General features: G+C 43.4%; 19 protein-coding genes. All 19 read right to left on the reverse strand.

Annotation, left to right across the window (positions count from 1 at the left end; genetic code table 11):
- Positions 1-9: 9 nt before the first annotated feature.
- The gene (locus ABE41_RS17715) at positions 10-870 is read right to left on the reverse strand and encodes a carbohydrate ABC transporter permease (RefSeq protein ID WP_066293240.1); all 861 of its coding nucleotides are present in this window, start codon (positions 868-870) and stop codon (positions 10-12) included.
- Complete coding sequence (locus tag ABE41_RS17720; RefSeq protein WP_066293241.1) at positions 851-3130, reverse strand: DUF5696 domain-containing protein; 2280 nt, start codon at positions 3128-3130, stop codon at positions 851-853. Before ABE41_RS17720 ends, ABE41_RS17715 begins: the two co-directional genes overlap by 20 nt.
- A complete protein-coding gene (locus ABE41_RS17725) occupies positions 3123-5138 on the reverse strand; it encodes a YIP1 family protein (protein ID WP_066293244.1) in 2016 nt (671 codons plus the stop codon). Before ABE41_RS17725 ends, ABE41_RS17720 begins: the two co-directional genes overlap by 8 nt.
- A gap of 20 nt (positions 5139-5158) precedes the next feature.
- Positions 5159-6037: a carbohydrate ABC transporter permease gene (locus ABE41_RS17730; RefSeq protein ID WP_066293245.1), complete on the reverse strand. Its 879-nt coding sequence runs from the start codon at positions 6035-6037 to the stop codon at positions 5159-5161.
- A 19-nt stretch (positions 6038-6056) separates the two neighbouring features.
- Entirely contained in the window at positions 6057-6953 is an 897-nt protein-coding gene (locus tag ABE41_RS17735) for a carbohydrate ABC transporter permease (protein ID WP_156774310.1), read from the reverse strand.
- Positions 6934-9894, reverse strand: a complete 2961-nt coding sequence (locus ABE41_RS17740; RefSeq protein ID WP_066293247.1) for an extracellular solute-binding protein — start codon at positions 9892-9894, stop codon at positions 6934-6936. Before ABE41_RS17740 ends, ABE41_RS17735 begins: the two co-directional genes overlap by 20 nt.
- A 31-nt stretch (positions 9895-9925) precedes the next feature.
- A complete protein-coding gene (locus ABE41_RS17745; protein ID WP_066293249.1) occupies positions 9926-11290 on the reverse strand; it encodes an ABC transporter substrate-binding protein in 1365 nt (454 codons plus the stop codon).
- Between the two features lie 25 nt (positions 11291-11315).
- Positions 11316-13697, reverse strand: coding sequence for a beta-galactosidase (locus tag ABE41_RS17750; protein ID WP_066293251.1), 2382 nt, complete (start codon positions 13695-13697; stop codon positions 11316-11318).
- Positions 13698-13706: 9 nt separating this feature from the next.
- Positions 13707-14681: a LacI family DNA-binding transcriptional regulator gene (locus ABE41_RS17755; protein ID WP_066293253.1), complete on the reverse strand. Its 975-nt coding sequence runs from the start codon at positions 14679-14681 to the stop codon at positions 13707-13709.
- 204 nt (positions 14682-14885) lie between these two features.
- Positions 14886-15788: a sugar phosphate isomerase/epimerase family protein gene (locus ABE41_RS17760; protein ID WP_066293255.1), complete on the reverse strand. Its 903-nt coding sequence runs from the start codon at positions 15786-15788 to the stop codon at positions 14886-14888.
- Positions 15789-15792: 4 nt separating this feature from the next.
- Positions 15793-16959 (reverse strand): ROK family transcriptional regulator, encoded by a 1167-nt coding sequence (locus ABE41_RS17765; protein ID WP_066293258.1) that lies wholly within the window; start codon positions 16957-16959, stop codon positions 15793-15795.
- Between the two features lie 23 nt (positions 16960-16982).
- A complete protein-coding gene (locus tag ABE41_RS17770) occupies positions 16983-17969 on the reverse strand; it encodes a glycoside hydrolase family protein (RefSeq protein WP_066293262.1) in 987 nt (328 codons plus the stop codon).
- Positions 17970-18216: 247 nt separating this feature from the next.
- Positions 18217-19293, reverse strand: coding sequence for a Gfo/Idh/MocA family protein (locus ABE41_RS17775; RefSeq protein WP_066293263.1), 1077 nt, complete (start codon positions 19291-19293; stop codon positions 18217-18219).
- A gap of 90 nt (positions 19294-19383) precedes the next feature.
- Entirely contained in the window at positions 19384-20136 is a 753-nt protein-coding gene (locus ABE41_RS17780) for a sugar phosphate isomerase/epimerase family protein (RefSeq protein WP_066293264.1), read from the reverse strand.
- Positions 20137-20152: 16 nt separating this feature from the next.
- Complete coding sequence (locus tag ABE41_RS17785; RefSeq protein ID WP_066293266.1) at positions 20153-21202, reverse strand: Gfo/Idh/MocA family protein; 1050 nt, start codon at positions 21200-21202, stop codon at positions 20153-20155.
- 6 nt (positions 21203-21208) lie between these two features.
- The gene (locus tag ABE41_RS17790; RefSeq protein ID WP_066293268.1) at positions 21209-22033 is read right to left on the reverse strand and encodes a sugar phosphate isomerase/epimerase family protein; all 825 of its coding nucleotides are present in this window, start codon (positions 22031-22033) and stop codon (positions 21209-21211) included.
- A gap of 306 nt (positions 22034-22339) precedes the next feature.
- On the reverse strand, positions 22340-23221 hold the full coding sequence (locus tag ABE41_RS17795; protein WP_066293271.1) for an ROK family protein: 882 nt from the start codon (positions 23219-23221) through the stop codon (positions 22340-22342).
- Positions 23222-23514: 293 nt separating this feature from the next.
- Positions 23515-24573 (reverse strand): BtaManbiosPhlase, encoded by a 1059-nt coding sequence (locus ABE41_RS17800; protein WP_066293274.1) that lies wholly within the window; start codon positions 24571-24573, stop codon positions 23515-23517.
- Positions 24574-24586: 13 nt separating this feature from the next.
- Entirely contained in the window at positions 24587-25510 is a 924-nt protein-coding gene (locus tag ABE41_RS17805) for an MTP-1 family protein (RefSeq protein WP_066293278.1), read from the reverse strand.
- Between the last annotated feature and the right edge of the window lie 16 nt (positions 25511-25526).

Below are 25526 nucleotides of genomic sequence, written 5' to 3' on the forward strand. Positions count from 1 at the left end.
CACATCCTCTTAGGTGTAATTTTTCTTTCTCTTTAACGTCATCGCACCAACGGCAATGGCCAGAGCTGCTGCGATAATGAGAAAGTAAATCCAGGACAGCGCTGATGCATACCCATAGCCTGTATCTACTTTAAACATGTTCTTTTGTATATGTTCGATAATTGGATTCAAAGAAAAAACAGAATATGTGACGATCGTATAGATCAAATTCACGACGATCATCGGTACAAGGCTAGGCAGGGTAATCTTCCAAAAGAACTCCCAGTTGCTTGCTCCATCAATCTTCGCTGCATCAAAGATCTGCTTGTCCATCTTCTGAAGAGCGGCAAGAAAGATCAAAATCTGAACACCTGAGTACCAGAGAATAACGATTAAGTTTTTGATCAAATACAGCAGAATTCCGTTAAAAAAACCTTCTGGGTTTTCGTTTAACGTCTGGTAGATCGCATATTGCTCGATAGAAGGAATCGTCGTGATCCCCTGATCGATCAGTTCTTTGATTACCGGTCCGCTCGCTATGATGACGGGCAGAAAGAAAATCGTCCGGAACACACCGCGAAATTTTACCTTTTGATTTAAGAGAAGCGCGATAATCAATGAAAAAACGATGATAATCGGAACAGAGATCACCATTTCTTCCAGATACGTCATAACCCGGTCCAAAAACGTACCATCCACTGTAAACGCATATTCATAGTTTCCAAATTTCACAAATTTCGTCTTAATGCCATCAGTCGTGATCTTGACTTGCTGAAAACTCAGAAACAGCGAGTATAAAAGAGGAAAAGCCGTGAAGATAAGAAAGCCGATAATCCAAGGTGAAACAAAGAGCAGCCCAGTGATATTTCTGTTATTCCTCAGCCTTTTCATTCGCTTCTCCTCCTTCCGTTACAGCAAATCCTTTAGCTTTGACGATGATCCCATTCTTTTTGTATGGAACATTTGTGTAATTCACAATGATGACCTTTCCGTTCGAATAAGCCACTTCAACAACACCGGTCTGTGGAACGGTCCTGCTTACGATCTCTTCACCTTCTACCTGTCCAAGACTTTTTTCTACTTGTTTGTATTGATCAATGATCTTGTCTTTCCAGATCGAATACTCAGAGGTATAGATATGCTTGGATGCTGTTTTAGCCAGAAGATGAGATGGCTCTTCTGTTAACAGGAACGATGGGTACGCACCATACTCAATCGTGCGCAGCATCTGATCTTCCGTGTCTGAGTTAAAGTTCGAGTAAGGCGCATAATACGGCATGTACCCTTTTAGAACAATCTGCATGAACGGTACTGTGTCGGTTTCAAACACGTAGTTGGATGAATTCATCGGAACATCCAGATAACGGTCTGTCTCGCTCCATAAATACGTGTTCGGCTCATACAGAGCTACGTTTCCAACTTGGCTTTTCAACGTTCCAAACAGCTTTTGATACGTCTTGATCGTCTGGCTGCGTTCTGACGATTTTTTCGTGCTAAAATCGGAAAACAGCGTGTATCCGCTCGTATCCACAGCAACATTAGAAATTCCAAGCTCCTTGTATTCTTCACTTTCATCCTTAGCTGCTTTTAAAGCTTTTTCTGGCGATAAGTAAAAGATGGTTTTCTTATCCTCACTGTGTGAGATCGTCTCGGAACTGATCTTCTTCGCTACATCTTTACTGCCCGAATAGCCGGAAGCACCATCATAGGCTTTTGTATAATCGGTGTAAAAGTAAGTCGGAATGTTATCTTTTTGAAGAGCTTTAATCGTGTCTTTTACTTCACCCTCATCACCTAGGTTGTTTTCAAATGGAAACTTGTTAGGCAGTGTTCCGGTCAGTCCGCCCTTTGACCATCCTTTATAAACGACAAACATGTTTTTTACTTCTTGTTTAAGTTCATCCGTCATTTTTGGAATGCTCGTTATCTTTGTCATCGGAAGAACAGAGTCCCATAGAAGACCTTCTTTTACTTCTCCTCCAAGAAACTCAAGCCTTACACCTGTCTTGTCTTCCTTTTTTTCCAGCTGTTCCGTGTCTGTCAGATGGTTCTGGTAAGCCTTCGCCATCCCGACATAGTCCGCTTCTTCCTCTTGAAGGAACTTGTATCTCAGCTTTACACCGAACGGGTTCTTTGATTTTTGATAGAGAGTTAAGCCTTTCATGTTTTTACTTGTCGGCTGATAGTATTCTTTTCTAAAATGAAACTCGGAAGCGATCCAGTTAAAGTCAGTTGAAACACCAGATGGATAAGCTAGGATGTCGCCGTGCGTGTATCCCTCTTCAATGACCGCTAAAAAGGCATTCTGTTTTACTCCATGAACAGCGCCAAAAACGGGCATCTTAATCTGTTTAGCCGGTGTTACTTTTGAGTCCTTCTTCGTTTCTGTTTTTTTGAACGCTTCGTCTGTACCATAAATAGCGCCTGTAAACGGAGCATCTGCTTTGTTGCTGCTCTTTTCATAGCGGATCAGAGCACCGCTTCCATCCGGAATGAACATATACCCGTTGATGTCGTTTTCGTTCACCGCACCTAAGAACGGATAGACGCGCATCGAGATGATCTTCGTATATTTGCTTTCTTTGATCTCCTCTTCGGGTATGGAAACCACCAAGTCGCTTCCTTCAAGCTCCGCCTTCACTTCAAACTCAAGCTTGGATTGGTTCAAATAAAGAGAAGCTGTAAAGCCATTGTCCGTCATCTTCACTCTTGGACTGGAATCATTCGTCGTGATGCTCTCTGTTCTTACCTTTCCGCGCCGGTCCATGTAGTCGACGGTGATCGCAGACTGCCCCATCTGTTCCCACGTTTTGTTCAAACGGTATTGATCTGGCTGATCGAGTCCTGAGTTCCAGACGTATTTGGTCTTTTTGTTTTGGACCTTAATGGCCAAGTTTTCTTCATTCACATATAAAGCAAGGCTTTCGTTTTCAGCTGCTTTCTCAAAACCTTTAAACGTGTTTTGCTGCTGAACGGGCTTTACATCTTTCTTTTCAGGCTTCGTGAACGAAGAAGAAGTGTATTTCATCAGATTTTGGCTGGTATTCGGTTTTGCAGGAGGCTGATCCGTACTTTTTTTATCATCTTGTGCCGCTAACACCGTGATCGGTACAAGCAATAGAGCTAGAGCAAGCATGATTTTTTTATACACGTAAAACAGCCTCCTTTATGATGGAATAAACAAAATCGTACACTTGGTCGATCAGTACGAATACGATGAACACGACGAGAAGCATGATCACCATGCCAAACAGCGTAACGAAAATGTTTCTGAGCGTATCAGAGAACGTGTAGTTGTGAATTTCTTTAATCATGATGAATAAGATGACCAGGCACCACGCGTAGATGATGCGAATCGAGAACACATAAACAAACGCTTCGTTATACGTCAGCACATTTGATAGAAGCGTGAACGGCAGACTGAACACAAGAAACGGTGCCAGCGAATAGATCGTTCCGATATAAATATCCTTAAATCTTCCTTCTCCGTCATTGATCGTACTGACTAAATAGTTCACGATAATAAAAAGAGCAAGAGGAACAACGAGAAGCAGCAGTTCTCCGAGCAGCGTCGCTTCCGTGCCAACCGTGTTGTAGATGAAACCTGTGTAGAACCGGCTGTAGATATACTCAGCGATCAGAACGATATACAGGATGGTCGCTGACATAACCGATGCATAGTTCTTGCGCTTTAAATAATAGAAGCTGTCGATCGGATGTCGGAAGAACTGGAACAAAAAGAGCAGTTCCCCGATCAGTTTCTGTTTTTTCACAGCTCTCAAGCTGCTGCGCGGCTTATCCAGTATGCCTTTTCTCTTATCCACGACCTTCACGATATAGAATAGGACGATCAGGATCATAACGATAAACAAAACGGTCTCCAGATTTTCCTGCATCCATGCATGGCGGACTTCCCAGAATGAATCCGAATAGCCGTACACATCGTTAGCAAACTTGTATTCTTCTAAAGCTCTTTCATAGTCTTGCTGTTTATAGTAGGCAGAACCCATGGCTGAATGCGCCAGTCCAAACGAGGAGTTCATCTCCAGCACGGATTCCCAGTACTTTTGACTTTGTACATAACGCCCCTCTTTAAAGAGCGCGATTCCTTTATGTACTTGATTCGAAAAGGTAGTTGATTCAAATACCTGAATCAGTCCGCGCTCTTTATCGGTTACATACAGTCTGCCGTCAGGATCGATGGTGATGCCGGTCGGCTGTTTAAATAATCCGAGCCGGTTCGTACCATCGTCTTTCCCGCCAAAAATAAATAATAGATTTCCAAAGCTGTCATATTCATAGATTTCGCCTGTGCTCGATACGACAAACATGTTTCCGTCAGCATCAACTGCGATATCCTGAAGTGATTTTTCTTCTGAAATGTCTTCAAACAGCATGTTCTTTCCTGCAACATTCAGCTTTTTTATAACCTCGTTCGTTGTTCCTTCTGTCACGGAATACACGAGCCCCTGATCATCCAGTGCGATATTATCCGGAGCAGGAGGTGTTTTCATGAACATTCTTGCTTTTTTGCTCTCAGAGGTCAGAAGCTTTTGCACGAACGAGCTGAAAGAAGCCTCTGTGCTGTTAACCCCGTAATACCCAAGGAACGAACCTTCGTTGCTTAGCTGAATCATACCGTTCGTAGATCCTTCACTGATCACATAGATGTTGCCGCGTCTGTCCACGGCCACTTTTTGCGGTTTAAAAGAAGATTTTTTACCGAACAGCGGAGAGTCAGGCTTCCCAAATTCCGCTTCTACTTTGCCATCACTAGCAAAGCGAAATACCTTCTCTTCTTCATAATCCGCAACATAAATCTGTTCTTTATCGTCCACATAGACGCCAGTCGGTGATTTTAAAATGCCTTTCCCGATCTCCCGGATCCTGTTTCCATTCTTGTCAGCTACAATAATGGTCTTCGTACCTGAATCAGCCACATAGAGGTTTCCTTTTGTGTCAGAAAAAATATCTTCAGGATTCGTAATCCCCGCATCCGGCATAAGTGTGCCCACCGGCATATAGGCGGTCTGTGTTTCGATCGTCTGTCCATCCGCCGATAACGTCTCTGTCTTATAAGGGACAGAAGCAGAAGCGATCGACTGGAGCGGAACGAGCAAAAATACTAATAATGCTGCAAATTGTAATGTACGCTTCATTTCTCCCCCCTCCTACTTTCTTACTTGATTCCTGAATGGGCCATCGTGTTCATCACCTGGCTCTGCAGAATAATAAAGATTACTAGATTCGGTATGAACATGATCAAGGAGGCGGCAGCTGCAAGTCCTTGTCCTGCTACATTATTACCGTCAACCGTTGACGTTAAAGTCGACATGTAAAACGAGAATGTCTTCAGTCCTTCATCGTTCACATAGAGTGACGAGCTCTCAATACTGTTCCATACGAGCTGGAAGGAGAGTATCGCAATCGTTGCGATAGCAGGCTTCACGAGCGGAACGATGATTCGGACGAAGATCTGAAAATCAGATGCTCCATCAAGCCTTGCTGCTTCCAGCAACTCATCTGGTATCTGGTCGATAAACTGCTTGACCAGGAACAAACCAATCGGCATGGCAAGGAGTGGCAGGATATGAACCAAGAACGTGTTAATCAGTCCCAATTCGTCGATTAACAGGTAGCGCGGAATGGCTACAGCTGCCGGGACGAACATGAGCGCGAGTGTGTTGATCTCAAAGATCGCTTTCTTCATCTTAAAATTTTTCTTAGATAACGCGTAGCCTGCCATCGTGCTGATAATAACAGTCAGAACCACGACAATGAGCGTAACGACAACACTGTTAAACAAGAAACGCGACATCGGTACTCCCGTATCGTTCGTTTTTGTAAACAGGTCCACAAAGTTTTGAAACGTTGGCTTATCTACAAAAAAGCGCGGCGGATATGCGAACAATTCATCAATTGGTTTAAATGCATGAAAAAATATATAGACGATCGGCAAAGCCATAAATATAGCCAATGGAATCAGAAAAGCAAGGAACTTCAATTGGCTTTTATGAAACTTTGACGGGTTCATCTTTGTCCCTTGAAAGGCCGACATGTTTATCACTCCCTAACGTCTAGTCCTTTTCTCCAAACAGCCTCCAGGCTACTTTTGAGAACGCATATACAACAATGAGAAGAACAACGGAGATCGCAGCAGCATATCCCATTTCGTAGCGGATAAAACCATAGTCCTCTAAGTGGTTGACCATCAGCTGACCGGCATATTGCGGTGTCGGGTTCGCTCCCGACAAGGCAACACCGATCGCCCCAGCCTGAAACGTTCCAACAACTGCCATTACGGCACCGAACAGCATCTGCGGCTTCATGGAAGGAATCGTAATGTAGATGATCTCCTGAAAACGGTTGTTGATCCCATCAATGTATCCTGCTTCATAGATCTCGGTGTTAATGTTGAGAACGCCAGACAGCATTGCGAGAAATCCAACTCCCATACTGCCCCAGAGCGTTACAAAGATCATGATCTTCATGAGGTATTCAGGTGACTGCAGCCACTGGATCGGCTCCAGCAAAACACCTATTGTAAGAAGCAAACTGTTCAAATAACCTGTCTCATCTCCACTGAAGATGATCGTCCAAACAACCGCCATCGCAACACCTGCTGTCATCGACGGTGAGTAGATGATCAACGCAAGAACCGTCCGCATCCGTTTTGGTACTTGAGCGAGTGCCCACGCGAGAATAAACGATAAGATATACCCTCCTGGTCCAACGATCAAGGCAAACGTTAACGTGTTTGGCAAGACTTTCTGCATGAACACTTCATCTTGCGTGATCAGACCGACGTAGTTGCTCAACCCGATAAATGTTGGGGTTTCAATCGCGTTAAAATACGTGAATGACAATAGGATAGCCGCCCCAACAGGTATGATGATGAATGTTGTAAACAGGACAATGTATGGTGCAAGGAACATCCAATGTGAGTGGTCTCGTTTAGTTGTTTTTGTTTTCATTCTCATCCCCTGCCCAACTTTTCACTTGTTCTATCGTAGGGATCGGATACGGCTTGACCATCTTGCCGTCCTTCACATACCCGAACTCTTCCATTTTTCTTTTAATCTCCCTGTCGATCGCAACGACTGAATCATCGACTGCTGACCTTGGGTTAACCCCATCGAATACAATGCGGTTCCAGATGTTGCTCAGTTCACGCTCGATCATGTAGGAACCTGGATTCTTCGGCACTTCGTATAAATACTCCCATTGTTTAAGAATCGTTTTCTTATGCTCTTCCGGCCAAGGAAGGTTCTTAAACGCCTCAAGGTTCGACGTGTTCCACATGTATTCTGGTCCGTACAGCATCTGTAGGTTTGTCGCGAACTCTGTCTGTGTATCCGTAGACAGCCACCATTTTAAGAGTTCCCAAGAATCTTCCTTGCTCTTTGTTCCTTTAAAGATCATCGCCGACTGTCCAGAACCGGTTGCCCAACGTTCGACTGTACCATCTTCCTTTTTCACACCAGGATGAGGAGAGATATCCCACCAACCCGCGATCTCAGGAGCAGCAGCTGTCAGCTGGGTGTACGTTGTAAAGTTTGCCGTCCCGATCGGAAGCGTTGAGTAACGGAAATGGTTATAAAAGTTTGGAACTTGCAGCGGCAAGCTGTAGATCGTGTTCAATTCCGCCATGAATTGGATTCCTTTTAACGATTCTTCAGATCCGATCGCGGTTTTCATGCCATTATTTCCGTACAGATTACCATCAAACTGATAAACGAAAGGAGCTGTTGCCTGGAACGGTTTGAAACCAGTAGCACCTGCGATGTGGGTATAATAGTTCATCCCGTAACGCTGGAGTTCTGGCAGGATGCCCTTGACGTCATCCCATGTATCCGGAACCGGCAGTTCTAACGCCTGCATAATATCTTTTCTATAAAATTGAACGAAGAAATCTTGCGTTTCTGGCATCGCATAGACAGAATCACCAATCATGAGCGGTAAAAACGCGCCTGGCGAGAACTGTTTGCTGAACGCCTCGAAATCGTCAAACTGATGCAGATCAACCGCCGCCCCGCGAATTGAAAGCTCATATGGCAGCCAAGAGCTGATGCCAAGCGCGATATCCGGCTGTTTGTTTGAAGCGTTGGCTAAAATTAGCTTTTGTTCTTCAGGCATGATCGAGAATTTGACTTTGATTCCGGTCTCCGGTGTAAAGTTCTGATCCGATAAGTTTTGCAATAGCTCTACGTATTGACGAGGCCGGTTCACCCATACTTCTAACGTATCCTCTTCTGCTTCACTTGCAGAATAGTTTTCCGAGAAGAACGATAAGAAGAATCGGTGGATGGAATCGAATAGTTTTTCCCAAAAACCTGCTTCCGCATCAGGCACTTCTTTTTGATCACCGTGTACGTAAAACCGGTCGACCGTTAACGGCTGTTTCGGTAAGGTCACAAGCATGTTCCCCAACAGCTGTGCGGCTGATGATGAACCTTCTGAAAGTTCTGTCAGTCTGCTCGGGATCTCGTCTGGTTCATTGCTTAAACTTCTAAGCTTTTGAACGGCCATTTTTAATGAAACCATGTCTTTTGAATCTTCATTAGAATTGTCCAATGTGCGTAAGTATTTCAGTTCTCCTTCAAGTTCATCCGCCCAGTCGGAAAGCTTTTTATCGATACCCGGAATATATTCACTGATCTTCCAGCCGCGGGCCGTATCCGTTTGGTTCCCTGTGAGTTTTCTGATCTCAAGCGTAAGCTCTTCCATCTCCCGCATGATGTTGTTCGTCGTATGAAGGACTGGTTCAACGGGTGAAGCATCGGCTTCTAATCCGATCTCATGCTCACCTTTGGATAAATAAAATAAAAAAGCCTTTCCATTCTTGTCTTCTAGCGTGACGTTGGACCAGTTTTTATTAAAATCAAATGTGATCGGTGCTGCCTCAGCGAAAGGAACTTCTCCATCGATCAAAAGTTTTCGGAAAACAGGACCGGTCGTTTCTTTGTTCTGCAGAACTTTAAAGGTCAGCTTGTAAAAGCCATCTTTCTTCACGTTTACTTTCCAGTTAACGGTTTGCCCGGACTTTGTCCAAGATTCACCGCCAAGCGTGTTCAGCAGAAGTTTCTTCGGACTGCTTGGAACAGCAGATGTATCATTTGCGGCAAACGGCCGTATGTACGAGCTGTTTTTTTCGTAGTTTTTTTCCGCTTCCCGTGTGATCAGCGCTTCTTTAACGAGCTTCTGATCCTTATGTTTCTTTAAATAGTCTCTATAGCTGAGCAGTTTGCCAGGTGATGTCACGTACGCATTCCCGAGAAGCATTTCACCCGATAAGTTCGTAAGCGTAATCGTATTCTTTCCTTTTTGCAGCTCGTATTTTAACGGTTCGGCATGCAGCTGGCTCGCATCCTCTGCGGTTATCCGGCTCCACTCCTCGATTCGTTTTTGCTTCGGAATCATGTCATTTCCAAACCGGTCTTTCTCGAAAGTTTGTTTTGCATTCTTCCAGTTAGCCGGAAATACAATTCTTCTGCTCTCGTAAAATGAATATTTACCGTTCACTTGAATAGCGCCCTCTATTGGAACAACCTCGTTGCTCAGCGGGTAATAATCAAAAGATAGTTCATATAGCCCCGCTTCTTTTACATCAACCTCATATGAAACGGATGCTTGGTTATGCCAATAGAAAACACGATCGTTGTATCCTTTGCTTTTCTCAACCGGCAGCAAATTCTTTTGATCTGCTGTTTGAAAGTTTGAAGGAGATACGAACGCTTCAAACGTTGAAGCGTCCTTCTTCCCTTCTTTCTTCCAGTTTTCAAGGACGGTATGATAGTTTTCCTCCACGACTTGTTCGGCAGGTTTATCATTACTGTTCGTTTCAGCAGTTACAAAATGTTGTGGAAAGATGAAGCACAGCATTAAACCTAACCAAAGAAATCTTTTAAACTTCATACTATCAACCTCCCCTTAAAATCCCGGCTTCTTATTTATCTTTTAAAGCCTCTTGTGCTTCCTTGCTTTTTTGGTCTGCTAATTGATCAAGCTGTTTCGCATAGTCTTCAATCTTTAAGTTGCCTTTGATCACGTTATCCATAATTAAGGCTACTTTTGCATTTGCTTCATCTCCCACTTTCACGCCTGTTGGTGCTTCCCAGCGTGCATCCACATAACCAGGTTCCGTTTTAACAGGCTCTACAACCGCATTGTCTAAGTTGTCATAAGCTATCTTAATTCCAGGCACTTCGTTAATCGCAAAGTATTCATCTAAAATTTCAGGATCTGAGTTAACAGGAAGAGTATTTAGCGCTTTTCCTTCTTTTTGTGCAATCTCCATGCGCTTCATGAATCCTTCTTTTCCAAATGACATCCACTTAGAGAAAAGGTAAGCTTCTTCAGCATGTTTACTTGTTTTAGAGATTCCAACAAAGTCGTTCGTTACGCCCGTTCTTCCACCAGGAAGTCCGATATAGTCAAATTCAAACTGTCCTTTTTCAAGGAGTGCCGGAATACCCCATGTACCGTCCCATTTCACGGCAACCTGGCCGTTCATCCAAACTTCCTCTGGATTTTCACCTTTAAAGTTTGCTTTTTGATCATCAGGCAGAGTCTCGTATGCATAGTTGTTTGTTATGATTTCTTTTGCAAGATTTGCACCTGCAATAAACTCTTTGCTGTCTAATGAGTATTGTCCGTCAGCCAATGTGTACCAGCCCATGTCAGGGTTAACCGCAGCCGGATACCAGTCCGCTACTGAGAAGGCATGGTTAGTTCCAGCAACACCTTTGCTGATATTCGTAACTTCTTTAATCGCTTTTGTATATTCTTCAACGGAAAAACCGAACTCTGGATAATCCAGGTTTGCTTCATTAAACAAGTCTTTATTTACTAAGTAGCCTAAGAAATGCTGAGCGAATGGAATCGCATACACTTTTTCGTTGTATGTTGCCGATTCACGTACTGCCTCTGGGATGTTTGCAAAGTCTTTGTCTTTTTCCGTCATTTTCGTAACATCCATCAGCCAGTCATTTGATAATGACGCTGGAATTTGCGGTAAAGCAAAAACATCAGGCATCTTGCCAGCACTAGCCGCTGCAGCTAATGTACCGTTCCAGTCTGTCGGACTGATCGATTCATCGATTTTTACCTTGATGTTTGGATATTTCTTTTCGAATGCCTTAATCATAAGACGCTCAAGGTTTTGTTCTTTTTCTGTACCAAGTGACCAGCTTGCATAAGAAATGGTCACATCTTCTTTTTTCTCACCGGTGCTAGCCTTTTCATCAGAGCTGCAGGCAGCCATTGAGAACATAAGCGCCAAGATAGCGATAAGCGAAAAAACTTTTTTCATAAAAAACCCCTCCAATTTAATAGATTTATAGTTTTGAAGCTTGTACTGCCACAGGGTTAAAAAGAATGCTTTCTGTTTCGTTGTGGGAACGAATCAAAACTTTGAATTGATTCTCTGCCAGTTTTTGAACGATAACGTTTTCATTTTCAGAAGGAATCCATTTCATCGAAGTTAAAACGAATTCTTCTTCAGGCTGTGTGATTTTGATGGAAAGCTCTAGCTTGTCTTGCTCGTGCTTCATGTTGTAGATCTCACCTGTTCCATAAGTAATGGTCAAATCATCTCTAAGCGGAACATCGATCGGCAGCATAAGGCCGGTCCTTAGCGGAACGACTAACTCTTTACCGCCAAAAAGCGGCTTTTCTTTGTAGTGAAGAGTCGTTTTCTTCTTGTATTCATCAAAGTTTTGGATGAAAAGATAGCTTCCATGGTCTGGGCTCGTTCGAATAGCTAGATCAAGTTCAGCATCTAGTTTGAAACGGCTTTGAATACCGGCTCGGCCTGCCAATTGGACTATAGAATCGTTCTGGTAGTTGAAGTTGTGATCCATCCCAATCCCGAACATGATAAGAGTCCCTTTTCCTAGCTGCTTTTCGAAAGCTGCCACTTCTTTGTCATCTTCTGTCCAGGCGAATGCTCCGCTTTCTGTTTCATAGATTTCCATCTGATTCGTGATTACATTTTCCGTGTCATCGATCTGGACGAAGCTATGTTGCTTATGCCCTTTTACAGAAACGCCGATGTAATCTTTTAAAATCGTACACGGTACGTTTTTCATCGTTTTTACCGGTATGGTCGGGAACAAGATGAGCTTTCCGCCGTTTTCCAAGTAATGAACGAGCTTACGCTGGATATCCTCATCCATCCACTCGGTCGCGAACATCCAGAGCGTCGGAAGTTTTTTAGGATAAAGCTCTTCATCATCTAATAGATTTACAGCGTCATAGATGATGTTGTTCACCCTTAGCGCTTTCGCGATGCCGTTATACAGATAGGCATCTCTATCTCGCTGAATTCGATCGGTCATGCCCTTCGTATGTTCATCGTGAAATTCCGTCATGTAATAATCCGGATAAAATCCAAAATGAATATCCACTTCTGGTTTTGTTTCGATCAATGAGCGTTCAAAGACTTGAAGCATCTTCCCGATATGCTGGATGGTATAGTAATGCGGACTCTTTTTACCATCTGCGGTAAGAGGTGCTTGCCAATCATGACGTTTACCGAACAAACCGATGTTTTCATAGTTTTCACCCGCGGCGAACATGTAATAGTTCACGCCATTCATGCCATCAGCTATACAAAGCCGGGTTGTGAGATCGAACGTTGCCGGCTGCAGCCTTGGTTTGTCATGGATACTTCCACCCTGGAATTCAGCCGAGAACAGCGGCTGTTCTTTCCATTGGATCGCCTTTGTAAACGCATTTGCGAGAACAATATCTGTGTAGTTGTCGTACTCAATATTGCCGATGTAGTAATCTCCAGCCATAAGGACGTTGTCGATCTTCGCTGTTTCTAACAGCTGTGAAATGCCAATCGGGTACATCGTGCCTCGTTTTGTGAGGTCGATCGTATGGAAACCATGGATGTTCACAACAAAAGGTACATCCATCCCTTTTTTCTCAGCCGATTTCTTTAAGTACTCGATGAACCGTCGATAATGTTCACGGAGGAATAATCCAAACTCATTTCGAAGAGCATGTGCAAAGATTGGGTCTGGTTTTTTAATTTTGGATTGTGCGAAAGTGCTGATCTCTCCGTAAGGAACCCGGAATGTATGTTCAAAATCTTGCTGCGTGTATTTGTTTTTAAGATGATCTGTGAATTCTTTTAGAGTAGATTCGTTATAGTCAGGCTGATTGGTCACCCAATGAAACATCCCTACTTCATTATCAAGCTGAAACAGAATGACCGATCCGCCGTTAGTAACAAGAAACGGTTTGATGACGGCGCAAACTTTTTCATACCAGATCTCAACTTTTTCAAGAAAGACCGGATGGCTGTAACTGACAACTCGTGTAGGATGTGGATTTCCTTCGTTTGTTTTCGCGACCGCTTCTGGATATTTATCGATGAACCATGTCGGGACGCCGTGGTCCACGATTTCCGCCATTACGTATGGGCCTGGACGAACAAGGCAGTTCATCCCTTCTTCTTTTACCAGTTGGAGAAACGTTTCTAGATCTCTTTCCGGACGCGTTTCACCTGTTAAATCAATCGAACCCTCTTCATATTCATGAAAAATCCAAGGAACATAGGTGCTGACCATGTTTGCTCCGGCTTCTTTCACTTGGCGGATGCGCGTTCTCCATTCGCTTGAAGGTACACGGAAGTAGTGAAGCTCTCCACCGAACAGGATTACTTCTTTTCCGTTTACGATTACTTTCTCATTTTTTATCTGAATCATATTTTCACCTCACCCCGAAGTCCGGCTCATTAATTCGATCGATACGGCCTCGTCTGTTTCACTTTCATACTCTGAATCCATCATTTTAAACAATGAATGTGCTGCAATGATCCCCCACTGTTTTCTAGGCACTTTTATCGTCGTGATCGAAGGGCTAAAATGCTGGGATACATAAATATCATCAAATCCGATAATGGCTATGTCATCTGGCACTTTTAGATTCTTTTCTTTTATAGCTCTGATTGCCCCCATGGCCATTTCATCATTTGCACAAATAAAAGCCGTGGGAACGTTCTGTGTATGTTTCTCTATGTATTGGAACATGGCTAGATAGCCGCTGGATTCAGTGAAATCGGCTCGCAGAAGATCTTTTTCAGAGAATGAATGGTTGTGTTTTTGCATCTCCTTTTTAAAACCTTTCAAACGCATCTCGCCATCGTAGGATTCAGCGGAACCTGCCATGTAGCCGATTCTTTTATGCCCTTTTTCTAAAAGGTAATGAACCGCCATAGCCGATCCTCGTTCATTAGGAAGAAGGACTTGATTAATAAATGGGGATTCCATTTCTCTGTCCAGCACAATACAAGGCAGCTTTTCGTCGGCAATGGATTCTAAAAATGCATCTTTCATATGAAAGTTAAGGATGATTGCCCCATCCACATAACGTTCCACAAGCAGACGATGCTTGTCATCCGAAGCATAGACCATTAACTCATATCCGTTTTGAATAACCACATCTTGAATGCCTTCCATCATGTCCGTGAAAAACGGACCCGTGAATCCACTGAGAAATAAGCCGATAATATTCGTTTTTTTCTCTTTGAGGTTTTTGGCAGGACCGTTCGTGCGATAGCCGATCTCTTTAGCGGCAAGAAGAACCTTTTGTTTTGTTTCATTTGTGATTAAGGAGCTTCCATTGATGGAGTAGGATGCTGTTGAAACGCTGACACCTGCCCGTTTCGCAACATCTTTTAATGTGACCAACTACCACCCTCCTCACTGGTTGAAACGTTTCAATTTTTCTGTAAAAAAAGATCGGGAACGAGTATCGAAACGTTTCACCGAAGTGCAAAAAAATATAAGGCTTTACATTAAATTGAAACGTTTCAATGAAATTATTATAATGGAACTTGAAACCGTTTTCAATAGTACTTTTTGAATATTTTGAAATATTATAAGATAATTTGTCTACTCTTTTATCATCTTTATGAGAGGATCAGTAACCAATCCAGAAATTTTTTCAAGATATTGTTTTGAGATGACTAGTCCTTGTTTTGTCTTGGACAAATCCCCACCCCAAACAGGATCTTCATGTTCTACACTAATTACTCCATTGTAACCAGCCTCAGTCAGTTCAGAGACAAATTTCGTCCAGTTAAGGTCTCCCAAGCCTGGTAAACGGTATCTCCACCAGCTGAAATCCGACAAAATCCCCGCTCTCTTTAGTTGTTCATGATTGATTTCAGTATCTTTTGCATGAACATGAAAGACTTTGTGGCCGAATTCTTTAATAGGAAGATAAGGGTCGATAAACTGCCAGATGAGATGAGAGGGATCATAAGCCAGACCAACATTTGGTGAATCCAGTCTTTCAAATAACAATCCCCATAGATCTGGTGATATGGCGATATTCCCCATGAGCGGGCAGTTCTCAAAGGCAATCTTAACGTTCATTTCTTCAGCTAGTGTGATAACTTCATGAAACAATGAAACGACCTTTTCCAAACTGTATTCAGGTTTTGAACGGATGGCATCATAGCCATCATAATGATCACCTTTTGCGCTGGCTGATATTCCAGTGGAAGTTACCACGACTGGAATACCAAGTTCCCCAGCCATCCTTACCCGGTTAAAGAGCTCCTTTTTATGAAGAGTCGCGAGTTCTTCGTCTTCACTTAAAAAATTTCTGCAATACGTTAACGCAGCTACTTCTATCTTTTTTTCTGATACCACTTTTTCTAAGGAATGAAAGGGTACATTCGGTCCTACTTCCAAAGCCTGAAACTTATGCTCTACGGACCAATTCACTAGATCTTCCATGTTGTTCATTCCGTGATGAACCAACGAATTCGTTAAAAAACCAAGCTTCATATTCTCACCTTTTTCCGGTTAGATTCGCATTGAATACGGCATAAAGCAATGCTAGACTCGCAGCACCAATCACGCCGACCTGCTCTCCCATAGAAGAAGCTTCGATCTCAACGCGTCTTTTTTTATCAAGAAAAGATAAATGGCGGACCTCTTTTCTAATCTCAGTGATCAAGGGCAGTTCTGGATCAGCAAGTTTTCCTCCGACCATGATCTTATTTACATGAAGCATATTGATGATAGAAGTAAGAACAGTTGCGATTTGTTTTCCTGCATCAGTTGCACCCTTTAGCATGTTTTCGTCACCATGCTTGCACCCCGTTATAAAATCATCGATAGAGCTTACCTTAAATTCTTTTAAAATTGCAGCTTCAGAGGCATATCGCTCCAAACATCCACGGCTTCCGCACCAGCAAGGAATACCGCCAGGTTGGTAGATCATATGACCCAGCTCACCCGCTCCTGTCAGATCACTTCGAAACAATTGATCTCTCAAATACATGCCTGAACCGATTCCTTGTCCAAGATAAACACAAAGGAAATCTGTTTCATTCTTGCATGATCCGAATAGCTTTTCAGCAAGCGCCATCCCTCGAACATGATGATCCAGATAAACAGGAATATGGAAGCGGGAAGAAATAGCCGATACAAGTTCGACTTTTTCCCAACCCATATGTTCTGCTTCTAGGATTCGTCCATTCTCAAAATCAACAAGTCCAACTGATCCTATTCCGATACAGGATACGGGAACTTTTGATGTCGCCAGAAAGCTTTCGAGTTCTTTTATTAATATAGCTAAAAAATCGTTTTGATCGATTTTATCTGGAAGAGGAAAATGATGAAACTGCAGCACTTTCCCCTTTAATGTCATGATTCCTAATTCAACACGGTCACTGCGGATATGAACACCCGCAATACGCTTAGACTCTTCATTCAAATCAAGGACGATGGTTTTGCGCCCTGCCCTCTTTTCCCCGCCTTCCATACTGCCTGTCTCTACAACGAGTTTCTCAGCCATCAATTCACCGATAATATTTGTGATGGTCGCTGGTGTCAGCTTCGTAAAAGAAGCGATCTCCTGGCGAGTTGGCTTTGTTAGCCTAAGAATCGATTGCAGTACGAGTGAGCGGTTTAACTGTTTTGTTCGTAACGTATTTTGACCGATGAATGACATTCTTCCTGACTCCTTATTTCATGCTAGATTTTCACTTTGCATAGACGCAGTTCATGCGCACCGTCTTCCCTTGTATATTCATAATAGTACCATATGGAACCTTCATGAATGATCGCATCCACGTAACGAACGGCTTTGCCTGATGCGGTTTCGAGTACTGGACCATCCACGTTTAGTTTGGCAAATGTTCGCAGATCGAAGGAAACTGCCAGTGCCATTTTTTCTTCATAATTCTGTTCTACGCCGACACTGCCATCCCAAAGAACCGTGTATCCGTTTTGTGTTGGAATGATCGTAGTCAGACGTGATTGATACTGATCCCATCCTGCATCACTTACCGGAATCACCGTATCTACCCAATCAAAATGGATTCCGTCTTCGCTGATTGCAAGCCCTGTCGGTGCGACTGCAAGACCTGTATTATGGACATCTCCCGTTTGATGCATCTCTTCTGAACCAGCCGAATCCAGTCCTTTCGCATATACAAAATACATGTAATACTTGTTTTCATGTTTCACGATATACGGATCTTTTACCCCTTCAACATTGGGATGATCGCTTGCGGTTAAAATCTTTTTACGGTTTTCAACCTGGAATGAAGAAGGTGATTCTGCTTCAACTACATCAATGCGCCAGCGATTATCAGCAGGATCGACATAGCTGATGTAAAGACGGTACAGTTGATCGCTTACTTTCACAAGTGCAGAGCGTTCAATGGAGCTGGAGTTTAGTTCGCGTTTATGGACACTCCAAACGTCCGTAAAGTTTTCACCATCTTTGCTGCTCGCGATTCGGACTTCAAAGCCCCGCTCATCTTCACCATGTCCGCGAGGGTTGCGGAGACGGTAATACAAATAAAACGTCTCATCTTTGTCATCAAATAAAACAGTCGGTGCGCCTGCCCAATACCCTGTTTCGTTTCCAAGCGGTGAGATGACCGTTCTTCCTTCTTCCGGGTTGAATAACGGTGCAAGATTCACGATTGTTTCCTGTGTTTTTGTTTGTTCCATAATAGAATCCTCCTTTATTATTGGCTTTTTTCTAGATCTTTTTTAACTATCTTTGTTGATGCCGTTTTACGGTACGTGTTCTTATATTTATTACACGTTCGCTCAGACTCATTGAGGTTTCGCTCAAAAACGCCGGGTTACGCTCAAAATCTTCCCGCTACGCTCAAACTACCTTTAGTTTCGCTCAAAATATCCCTTTTTCGCTCAAACTACCTACAGAACAACAAAGCTTACGAAAACAGCCTTTTTATTCGATCTCTGAAATAGAAACTCTTCTTCCTTCTTGGCTTGATAATACAGCCGCATCGATCACTCTTGCTGCTTGAGCTGCATACGCGAACGATAATTCATGTGGTTGGTTGTTTTTTACCGCCTCATAAAACTCTTTATATTGTTTCCCGCGAGCAAGTCCAAGGAACTTATGTCTCTCTTCGATCTCGAGCTCTTCCCGTTCGCCTGACCATGAACCGTCAGCATTCTTTTTTCTTAAAAAGAGCCGGCCGTGCTGATCCATTGAAATGGCTGCTTTCGTCCCCACGATCTCAATACCATCGCCATCTTGCGGCAGAAGCCTGGAGTTGTTCAGTGTAATCATCGCTCCGTTTTCTAAGCGAGCGATCACAACCGCGATATCATCGTTTGTAACAGGGGCCGCTGACGCACCTTCTGACTGACGCGCTTGGATGAATGTCGCAAGTTCGGCTTGTACGCTTGTAATTTCTCCGCACGTTTCATGCAGGAAAAAATGAATGAGATCCACCTGATGAATCCCAAAATCGGCGACTGCTCCAGCTCCTGACGTTTCTTTTTTCATCCGCCATTCCATTCCAACATTCGGGTTTCCGATTCTCCCGCCCCCTAGCTTATGACGGTATGAAAAGATGTCTCCAAGTTCGCCGGATGAGATGATCTCTTTGATCAGCTGAGCGTATGGATGATACCGGTATTGCATGCCCATGTAATTGACGACACCCACCGCCGCTGCTTCTTCAGCCAGTTTTTTCGATTCGTGATAGTCGACTGAAAGAGGTTTTTCACATAGAACAGGCAGCTTTCTTTTGAATGCTTCTCTTGCGATCGTTCCGTGGGATAAGTTATCTGTACAGATTACGACAGCATCTACCTTGTCTAATAGTTCTTCCAGGCTGGAACAAATCAGTGCAGAAGCAAGATTGTGCTGCTGGATCCATTGTTTCGCGTTGTCCGGGACGATGTCGTAAACAGCTGAGAGAATCCATCCGGGATTCGCTTGAATGCCGTGCAGATGATCACTCGCCACGCCGATCGTTCTTCCTGTTCCAACAATTCCGATTCGTAAGCTCATTTTTGTGCACCTCCTAAGAAAGATAAACAAATGATAATTAATTAATTAATTCATTAAATTTATTAATTTAATATTGATAATACCACCTGCTTATGAACCTATCAACCTCTGAATATAGTTGTAACTTATTTGTAAACTATCGAACGGATCTCCCGGACATTCGTCTTGTTCCACCACATACCATTCGATCCCCGATTTTTCTCCCCATTCGATGATCGGCTTAACGTCGATACTCCCTGTACCTAGCGCAGCGTATGTCTCTTCTTCATCATTCGTCATGTCTTTTAAGTGGATGATGGGCATGCGATTTTGATAAGTTTGGATAAATTGCAGCGGGTCCTTACCAGCTTTTTTGATCCAATACACATCGATCTCTGCCAGCACTTTATTTGGTTCTGTTGGATCTAATATAAACTCAAGTGCTGACTGCCCACTGATCTTAGTATTGAACTCAAAATCATGATTATGATAGCTCACACGAAGATCCGGATGCGTTTCGGCTATCGAGTTAAGCAACTGTTTAACATGCAGATACCCTTCAGCGGTTCTGAGATCTTCCGTTAAGTAAGGACAAACGATATCTTTTGTCTCGTAAAAGTTTGTTTCGTTTAAAACATTCTCCATATCATTTTCCATCCGGTGGATCGGTACGTGCATGCCAGCTGCTTTTAGATTTAATTCTTTTAACGTGTGTGCGACTTCAGAAGGGTCATATTTAGGAGGCAACGCGGATATTTGAACACCACTCCACCCCATTTTCTTAAGGTCTTTAAGGACGCTAAACAGATCTTGTTCCACTTCATGGCGAAGGGTATACAGCTGTACGGCAAACTTTTCTATCATTCTTATACTCTCCTTTTTATTGGGCTGTTTTCACCGTTTTTAATGGCAATGTGACTTCTTTTCCAGTCCTAGCAGATTCATAGATCGCCAATATGATTTCGAGCGGCTTCAATCCTTCTTCACCGTTAACTAAAGGCTCTCTGTCTTCCAGGATTGCATTCATCACGTCTTCGATCTGCAAGCCATGGGCATAGCCAAAAACCGTTGTAGGGTCTGGTGCATCTAGATTTTTTGATGCTAAGTTGGAAGAAGGTTCTTCAGATTTCAAGTATAAATGCGTGAGTTTATCATGTTCGATAACCGCTGAACCAGACGTCCCAAAGACCTCAAGCCTTGAGGAGAGACCAGGATACGCACTCGTTGTTCCGACGATCGTTCCGAGTGCACCACTTTTAAATTTGACGGTCGCCACCGCAACATCTTCCACTTCGATCCTCTCATGGGCGAGTGTTGCCGTATGGGCAAAAACACTTTCGACCGGCCCAACCAAATATTGAAGCAGATCAATCGTATGGATGGACTGGTTCATCAATGCACCGCCTCCATCCATGGCCCACGTCCCGCGCCAAGCTCCACTGTCATAATAGCTTTGTGTCCGGTACCAATTTACCGCACACTCTCCAAGAACGACATGGCCCATCTTTCCTTCTTCAATCACTTTCTTTACTTCTACCGTTGACGTATCAAACCGGTGCTGTGAGATCACGGCCAGCTTAACCCCTGCTTCCCTGCATGCTTGAATCATGTCGGTGGCTTTTTCAAACGTTACATCAATCGGTTTTTCAGCGATTACATGTTTTCCATGCCGGGCAGCTTCAATCGCAATTTCTGCCCTCAAACCACTCGGCGTCAGGATGTTAACAATATCGATGTCATCCCGCTTCAGCAGTTCAAGATAATTCGAATACCAATCTACTCCGTAAACTTCGGCCATATTCTTTGCACAATCTTCGGCCACATCGGCCACAGCTACTAAAGTTGCACCTTTGATTTTATGGATCTCATCTGCGTGCGTACGGCTGATCACACCGCAGCCAATGATTCCGAATCGAAACTCTGTATTCATCTTGCTTCATCCTCCTTTTGCTTGAATGTTTGATAAGACGCTGTTCAATGCTTGTGCAGCTTCTTGAAAAAGCTTTGAATTGCTGCATCCTTCAAATTCGCCATCTGGACCTAGATGATGTTCGATGGATAAAAATCCGTTATAGCCATCTTTCATTAGCTGGGTCAGCAGCTCTTCCACCTCGCCATCTCCCAAGCCCGGCGGTACCACTTTTGAATCGGAAAAACGTGCATCTTTAATATGCACATATTCGAGGTATGGTTTTAAAAGTGGATAAGCTTTTGTAAAGGGCCTCACTCCACTTTGCACAAAGTTGGCAATGTCAAAGATAGCCCGGTAGTTTGGAGAATCAACCTCCGTGAGCAGATCTAAGCATCGTTCTGGAATATCACCGTATATGCCCTTTTCATTCTCGTGAAGCAGAATCACGTTCTTTGTTTCTGCTTTTTTTACCAAGGCTTTTGTTTTGTTGATGATTACCTCTCTGTATGTGTAAGGATTTTCACCTTGTGGAATGAAATATGAAAAAACTCTAATGTAAGCGGTGTCAAAAGTCTTCGCAAGCGTGATCACTTTATCCAAGTCGTTTAGCTGAGATGAAAAATCTTCAAGAATGTCGGTCTTACCAATAGGTGACGCAATAGATGAAACCCGAAATCTACGTTTATCGAGCTCTTCTTTTATGATTGCAATCTCGTGTTCGTTTAGCTCGACCACGCTTTTCCCCCATACACTTCGAAAGTCTAAATATTTGATTCCTTCAGACTCCAAAACGTCCAGTTGTTCCGTCAGATCGAGAGAAATTTCATCTCCAAAACCTGTTATATTCATATGTGAACCGTTCCTTTCTATAGCTGGATGATTTCTGCAGGTCTCTCCGGCTGTGATCGGTAATTATGATTCTTTCATCATTGATGAATTAACATGTTGAATATTCCTCTATTTTCTTTTGTGGAAGATTGGTGAAACGTTTCGAAAATTAACATGAATACGTCCTGAATTTTTAGAGTGTTTGATTAATTTAATTAATTATTTATCATTATAGTTTTATTGAAAAAGGATAACAACCAAAGATTTATAGGTAAAAGGAGGTGTTTTCGCGTGCTTGATCAAACAAAAAGCTGATCCTTATTGGAATCAGCTCAATTTCGATATCATATTTTTTGCCAATGCCAACGCACCGCACAATCCCGCATTATCACCCAATTCAGGCGGAACGATATAGTTATCGATATTTACTAGTAAATTCTCATGCTGAATATAACCGTTTAACAAGGTCACTACGTTTTCGATGATGATCGGAAACAACTGTTTTTGCTGCATCACTCCACCGCCAAGGATGAGCTTTTTCGGCGAGAGTACCAGAATATAGTTCACAAGTGCTTGTGCTAGGTAATAGGCTTCGAGCTCCCAAACTTGAGGATTTGCTGAGAGCACCACACCTTTTTGGCCCCAGCGGTTTTCGATAGCTGGTCCTGAAGCCATTCCCTCCAGGCAATCTCCATGAAAAGGACAGTTTCCTTTGTACGTGTCGTTTTCATGACGTTTGACGAGAATGTGCCCCATTTCTGGGTGAAGCATTCCGTGAATGAGCTTACCTTCTGCAACTGCCCCGACTCCGATTCCCGTTCCAACTGTCATGTAGATGCAGCTGTCGAGACCTTTTGCCGCTCCCCATTCCAGTTCACCGAGCGCCGCTGCATTCACATCTGTATCGAATGCCATTGGCACATCGATATGTTTTTTAAGTTCACCGAGCAAGTTCACGTTTTTCCAATGCTTTTTCGGTGTGCTCGTGATGAATCCGTACGTGGAGTTTTCCGTGTTCAGATCGATCGGTCCAAATGAGCCTACGCCAAGCGCCTCAATCTGCTTGTCCTTGAAATAATCAGTTACGAGTTTTAACGTTTCTTCCGGTGTTGTCGTTGGAAAGCTGATTTTCTCTATGATATCTCCGTTTTCGTTGCCGATTCCGCATACAAATTTTGTACCGCCTGCTTCAATTGCACCTAAAATCATGTTGACCGCTCCTTTCGTTAGATTGATTTTAACATGAAACGGGTGTAGCGAGCTTATGTGAACCGTGCTTAGGTGTTTTACGGTACGTGTTCTTTTATTTTGTTACACGTTCGCTCAAAATGTCCAACCTACGCTCAGAATAGACCCTGTTTCGCTCAAAAACTCTCACCTACGCTCAACTTATACCTATCTACGCCCAAACTGCCCCTGTTTTCGCTCAACTAAACCTGTTATCCATTATTTCCATATTAAAAAGAAGCCAAAACGCAATGTTTTGGCATTCATCTTCCTTATTAATACGTCAACGAGTCCAAAATCTCCTGTAAACTGAGCTCTGCACATGCCATCGACGTGTCTGCCACACCGTAATACATCTTCACAACATCGCCTTCAACGAGAACTCCGCATGAAAACACGACATTGCCGAAGAATCCGTCCACTTCATAATCCGCTTCAGGCTCTAAGATCGGTGTTTCTGAACGAGCGATTACTTTTGCCGGATTCTCTAAATCTAGTAAAACAGCCCCCATACAATAACGGTCATCTTTTGATGCTCCGTGATAGAGTTCGAGCCAGCCTTTTTCCGTCTTGATCGGAACGGCACCGCCTCCGATTCGGCCGTTATCCCACATACCATCACGCAATCCAATCAAATGTTTGTGATTGCCCCAATGCAAGAGGTTCGTAGATTCTGCGACCCAGATTTCCGGTGCACCCGTGCTTTTCGGTACCGGCCGGTGCAATGCATAATATAGTCCGTTAATTTTTTCAGGAAAAATTAACACGTCTTTGTTTTCTGGGCAAAAGATCATCCCGTGATGCTCCACTTCCACAAAATCTTTCGTCGAAACGAGCGATTCACCCACACCTGCTGGAGAAACCGCACTGTAGTAGATGTAATACGTGTCCCCAATCTGAGTCACGCGCGGGTCTTCGATTCCGAACGTCTCGAGTTCATTCGATGGGTAGATGAATGGCTCATCATCGATCGTAAAGTTGCGTCCATCTTTACTGCGCGCTAATCGAATATAAGAAAGGGATGTTAAATAAGAAAAGCTCTTACCGTTTTTCTTTTCACAGATCACACGCGGATCAGAGAAATCATACCGTTCATCGTCCAAATCTAAAGAATGAATCTCCAGTTCTCCAGTCTCAACATTGTAAACCGGGGCTTTCACCACTTTCGGTTCATCACTAATTGGTCGCTCAGCCACACGCAAAAGCATGATAACTTCGTCTTTGTACTGCGCAATTCCAGCGTTAAACGCCCCGATCACTTCAAAATCGTCACGATGCGGCTTCACGTCACGAGGCGTAACGAGCGGGTTTTCTTCATATCGATACACATTCATGCTGCATGTCCCCTTATTTTTCAAATTGGTTGAACGGATCTTTTATCGTAATTTTGTGTGCCTCTGCATCACTAATCCCAGCGTAAAAATCTGCAGTTCCATCTTCCTTCCGAACAAGTCCGCCGCTAAACACCACATCTACTAAATCTGGTCGCTTAGAAGCGCCAGCTAAAAAGTCATCACGGATTGCAATGAGCTGAATTTCCGTATGATCACCTGTTTCAGGATTTAATGAAAATACTATCGGATAGTAATGACGGTTTCCTTCTTCATCAAAACTTGCGATATGTCCGAGTACGCCGATCAATCCATTATCGAGAATGTGAAGCTCGTTCGCACCGCCCCATTCTCCTTCAGCAAACTGCCCTTCTAAAAGTGGCGAGTCTTCAATCACATCAAGTGTTAACTCTTTTAATGAAGGGATGCGCGCAAAACCAATCTTTCCACGTCCCCCTTTTTCTCCTTGAGGACGGGTTAAGACAGCAACGCTTCCGTCTTTTAATTCAGCCAGTCTTAGATCTTTCATCCCGTCTGGACCTTTGAAAAACTGCTTTAACGTTTCTATGGATGAACCTTTGTAAAAAACAGTCCGCCAGCCAAGTGCGCCGTCATTCGTCGGATGAGGAAAAATCTCAACTCCGCCAAGCACTAGCTCTCCGGCAATCCTTGTCACGAACGGATCTTGAAGTTCAAAAACCGGTGCACCTTCTCTTGGTGTCCAAACGCTATCACGGTTCACAAAAAAGTAAACCTCTGAATGCTCGGTGTCACGGGCTTCAACACGGCCTGCAATCACTAACTCTCCTTCATCTTCAAACGGAGCTGTAATGTTGTAAACATCCCTTTCACCAACACCCGCAAACGTTAGTTTTTCAGGGTTCGCCGGCTGATCTTTTTCTATATAGATCTCCACTAATTCTCCACATGTTTTTGTCATAGAAATTCTCCTTCAA

Origin of the sequence: Fictibacillus arsenicus (assembly GCF_001642935.1) — a bacterium.
GTDB lineage: Bacteria > Bacillota > Bacilli > Bacillales > Fictibacillaceae > Fictibacillus > Fictibacillus arsenicus_B.

Excerpts from the sequence above, each read along its gene's own strand:
- ABE41_RS17715 (WP_066293240.1), bottom strand. The coding sequence starts at position 870 with ATGAAAAGGCTGAGGAATAACAGAAATATCACTGGGCTGCTCTTTGTT.
- ABE41_RS17725 (WP_066293244.1), bottom strand. The coding sequence starts at position 5,138 with ATGAAGCGTACATTACAATTTGCAGCATTATTAGTATTTTTGCTCGTT.
- ABE41_RS17730 (WP_066293245.1), bottom strand. The coding sequence starts at position 6,037 with ATGTCGGCCTTTCAAGGGACAAAGATGAACCCGTCAAAGTTTCATAAA.
- ABE41_RS17735 (WP_156774310.1), bottom strand. The coding sequence starts at position 6,953 with ATGAAAACAAAAACAACTAAACGAGACCACTCACATTGGATGTTCCTT.
- ABE41_RS17740 (WP_066293247.1), bottom strand. The coding sequence starts at position 9,894 with ATGAAGTTTAAAAGATTTCTTTGGTTAGGTTTAATGCTGTGCTTCATC.
- ABE41_RS17745 (WP_066293249.1), bottom strand. The coding sequence starts at position 11,290 with ATGAAAAAAGTTTTTTCGCTTATCGCTATCTTGGCGCTTATGTTCTCA.
- ABE41_RS17750 (WP_066293251.1), bottom strand. The coding sequence starts at position 13,697 with ATGATTCAGATAAAAAATGAGAAAGTAATCGTAAACGGAAAAGAAGTA.
- ABE41_RS17760 (WP_066293255.1), bottom strand. The coding sequence starts at position 15,788 with ATGAAGCTTGGTTTTTTAACGAATTCGTTGGTTCATCACGGAATGAAC.
- ABE41_RS17765 (WP_066293258.1), bottom strand. The coding sequence starts at position 16,959 with ATGTCATTCATCGGTCAAAATACGTTACGAACAAAACAGTTAAACCGC.
- ABE41_RS17770 (WP_066293262.1), bottom strand. The coding sequence starts at position 17,969 with ATGGAACAAACAAAAACACAGGAAACAATCGTGAATCTTGCACCGTTA.
- ABE41_RS17775 (WP_066293263.1), bottom strand. The coding sequence starts at position 19,293 with ATGAGCTTACGAATCGGAATTGTTGGAACAGGAAGAACGATCGGCGTG.
- ABE41_RS17780 (WP_066293264.1), bottom strand. The coding sequence starts at position 20,136 with ATGATAGAAAAGTTTGCCGTACAGCTGTATACCCTTCGCCATGAAGTG.
- ABE41_RS17785 (WP_066293266.1), bottom strand. The coding sequence starts at position 21,202 with ATGAATACAGAGTTTCGATTCGGAATCATTGGCTGCGGTGTGATCAGC.
- ABE41_RS17790 (WP_066293268.1), bottom strand. The coding sequence starts at position 22,033 with ATGAATATAACAGGTTTTGGAGATGAAATTTCTCTCGATCTGACGGAA.
- ABE41_RS17795 (WP_066293271.1), bottom strand. The coding sequence starts at position 23,221 with ATGATTTTAGGTGCAATTGAAGCAGGCGGTACAAAATTTGTATGCGGA.
- ABE41_RS17800 (WP_066293274.1), bottom strand. The coding sequence starts at position 24,573 with ATGAATGTGTATCGATATGAAGAAAACCCGCTCGTTACGCCTCGTGAC.
- ABE41_RS17805 (WP_066293278.1), bottom strand. The coding sequence starts at position 25,510 with ATGACAAAAACATGTGGAGAATTAGTGGAGATCTATATAGAAAAAGAT.